The sequence below is a fragment of the Salipiger sp. HF18 genome (assembly GCF_011806505.1).
Lineage (GTDB): Bacteria > Pseudomonadota > Alphaproteobacteria > Rhodobacterales > Rhodobacteraceae > Salipiger > Salipiger thiooxidans.
In genome coordinates this window covers 1-3,122 of sequence record NZ_JAATOS010000463.1, presented here as the reverse complement: position 1 = coordinate 3,122, position 3,122 = coordinate 1, and the positions used below count along the sequence as shown (strand labels likewise).

At 67.2% G+C, this 3,122-nt stretch carries 3 protein-coding genes; all 3 read left to right on the top strand.

The window, feature by feature from the left end:
• Nucleotides 1-309: (2Fe-2S)-binding protein (locus HC022_RS22470; RefSeq protein ID WP_254885235.1), on the top strand; the 309-nt coding region annotated here is incomplete at its 5' end.
• A 150-nt stretch (nucleotides 310-459) separates the two neighbouring features.
• Nucleotides 460-2,820, top strand: coding sequence for a xanthine dehydrogenase family protein molybdopterin-binding subunit (locus HC022_RS22465; RefSeq protein WP_167453881.1), 2,361 nt, complete (start codon nucleotides 460-462; stop codon nucleotides 2,818-2,820).
• 113 nt (nucleotides 2,821-2,933) lie between these two features.
• Nucleotides 2,934-3,122: FAD binding domain-containing protein (locus HC022_RS22460; RefSeq protein ID WP_175583696.1), on the top strand; the 189-nt coding region annotated here is incomplete at its 3' end.

The following is a 3,122-nucleotide window of genomic DNA, read 5'->3' as shown; positions in this document are numbered from 1 at the left end:
TGCACCATGTTCGCCGCCGAGGCACAGGGTGCCGCGGTGACGACGATCGAGGGGATGGCCAACGCCGACGGCTCGCTGTCGGTGATCCAGCAGGCGTTCCAGGATCATCACGGGCTCCAGTGCGGGTTCTGCACCCCGGGCATGGTGATGACCGCCGCGACGTTGCTCAAGGAGAACCCGACCCCCTCCGAGCACGAGATCCGCGACTATCTCGAGGGCAACATCTGCCGCTGCACCGGCTACCACAACATCGTCAAGGCGATCATGGCGGCCTCGGGGCAGGACGTGAGCGGCATCGCCGCCGAGTGACGCCACCGCTGTCGCGCCCGAAGGAGAGTGGGCGCGCCGGTGGGGATTCGAAGAAAGAGGACAGGGCGGGGCGTCGAGGAACGCCACGCCCGGAATCCACGGGGTTCGAAACGCGGGCAAGGTCCCGCTGTTTTCAGGGAGGAGTTTTTCATGCCCAAGGATCATGGCATCGGAGCCGCGCAGAAACGCCGCGAGGACGTGCGTTTCCTGACCGGAGCCGGTCGGTACACCGACGACATCAGCGCCTATGGCCAGACCTATTGCGTGTTCCTGCGCTCGGACGTGGCGCACGGGACCATCAACTCGATCGACACCAGCGACGCAGAGGCGATGCCCGGCGTGGTGCGGATCTTCACCGGCAAGGATTTCGAAGGCATCGGCGGGCTGCCCTGCGGCTGGCAGGTGACCGACAAGCACGGGGAGCCGATGAAGGAGCCCGGGCACCCGGTGCTCGCGCAGGGCAAGGTGCGCCACGTGGGCGATCCCTTCGCCGCGGTGGTGGCCGACAGCCTCGAGGAGGCCCGCAACGCCGCCGAGGCCATCGTCTACGACATCGAGGAATTGCCGGCTGTCGTCGACATGAAGGCGGCGCTCGCCGAGGGCGCCACCAAGGTTCACGACGATCTGAGCGACAACCTCTGCTACGACTGGCATTTGGGCTCGGACCAGGCTGCCATCGACGAGGCCTTCGCCAACGCCGCCCATGTCACCACGCTGGAGCTGATCAACAACCGGCTCGTCGCCAACCCGATGGAGCCTCGCGTGGCGCTGGGCGAATACAACCGCGCCAATGACGAGAGCACGCTCTACACCACCTCGCAGAACCCGCACGTGATCCGGCTGCTGATGGGCGCCTTCGTGCTCGGCATCCCCGAGCACAAGCTGCGCGTGGTGGCCCCGGACGTGGGCGGCGGGTTCGGCACCAAGATCTTCCACTACGCCGAGGAGGCCTTCGTCACCTTCGCGTCGCGCCAGATCAACCGGCCCGTGAAGTGGACCTCGACCCGGTCCGAGGCCTTCATGTCCGACGCTCATGGCCGCGACCACGTGACCAAGATCGAACTCGCGCTGGATGCGGACAACAACTTCACCGGGCTGCGCACCGACACGCTCGCCAACATGGGCGCGTACCTGTCGACCTTCTCGTCGTCGGTGCCCACATGGCTGCACGGCACGCTGATGGCGGGCAACTACAAGACGCCTGCGATCCAGGTGAACGTCAGGGCCGTCTTCACCAACACCGTGCCGGTGGACGCCTACCGCGGGGCAGGCCGCCCCGAGGCGACCTTCCAGCTCGAGCGCCTGGTCGACAAGGCCGCGCGCGAACTAGGCGTCGATCCGATCGCGCTGCGCCGCCAGAACTTCATCGACAGCTTCCCCTACGCGACGCCCGTGGCGGTGGAATACGACACCGGCGATTACGTCGCGACCATGGACAAGCTCGAAGAGATGATCGACCGCCCCGGCTTCGAGGCGCGCCGGAAGGAGAGCGAGGCCAAGGGCAAGCTCCGCGGGCTCGGCATCAACTGCTACATCGAGGCCTGCGGCATTGCGCCGTCGAACCTCGTGGGCCAGCTCGGCGCCCGCGCCGGGCTCTATGACGCCGCGACCGTGCGGGTGAATGCCACCGGCTCGATCTCGGTCATGGTCGGTGCGCACAGCCACGGGCAGGGGCATGAGACCGCCTTCCCGCAGGTGGTGGCCGAGATGCTGGGCATCGACGAGAGCATGATCGACATCGTGCATGGCGACTCCTCGAAGATCCCCTTCGGCATGGGCACCTACGGCTCGCGCAGCCTCGCGGTGTGCGGTTCGGCCATGGTCCGCGCCACCGAGAAGATCATAAACAAGGCCAAGAAGATCGCCGGCCACCTGCTGGAAGCCTCGGACGCGGACATCGAGCTCAAGGACGGCAAGTTCACCGTCGCGGGCACCGACAAGTCCGTGGCCTGGGGCGACGTGACGCTCGCCGCCTACGTGCCCCACAACTACCCGCTCGAGGACATCGAGCCGGGGCTCGAGGAAACCGCCTTCTACGACCCGGCGAACTTCACCTACCCCTCGGGCGCCTATGCCTGCGAGGTCGAGGTCGATCCCGAGACCGGCCGCGTCACCATCGAGAGCTTTGCCGCCGCCGACGACTTCGGCAACGTGGTGAACCCGATGATCGTCGAAGGGCAGGTGCATGGCGGTATCGGCCAGGGCATCGGGCAGGCCCTGCTCGAGAGCTGCATCTACGACGAGAACGGTCAGCTGCTGTCGGCCTCCTACATGGACTACGCCATGCCGCGCGCCGAGGACGTGCCGTTCTACAAGGTGGACCACTCCTGCGTGACCCCCTGCACCCACAACCCGCTGGGCGTGAAGGGCTGCGGCGAGGCGGGCGCCATCGGCTCGCCGCCGGCGGTGGTCAACGCGGTGATCGACGCGCTGGCCTCGGGCGGCTTCAACGTCGAGCACATCGACATGCCGGTTTCGCCGCACCGGGTGTGGAAAGCGATGCAGGGCTGAGCCTCTTTCCGGCGGTGCCGCTTGACGGCGCCGCCGGATCGTTGAGTATTCGGGGAAATATGAGAGGGCAGGGGCGTGCAGCGCCCCGGGGCCCTCTGCCAGGAGGATAGAAGATGTACAGCTTCGAGATCGAGAGCCCGACGAGCGTCGCCGATGCGGTGGCCGCCCTCGGGCAGGAAGAGGCACAGGCGCTGGGCGGCGGGCAGACGCTGATCCCCTCGCTCAAGGCCCGGCTCGCGTCGCCGGCGGTGCTGGTGAGCCTCAAGAACATCGACGAGATCAAGGGCGTCAGACGCGATGGC

Bases quoted from the DNA above. Each gene is read 5' to 3' on its own strand.
- HC022_RS22465 (WP_167453881.1), top strand. From the start codon at position 460: ATGCCCAAGGATCATGGCATCGGAGCCGCGCAGAAACGCCGCGAGGAC.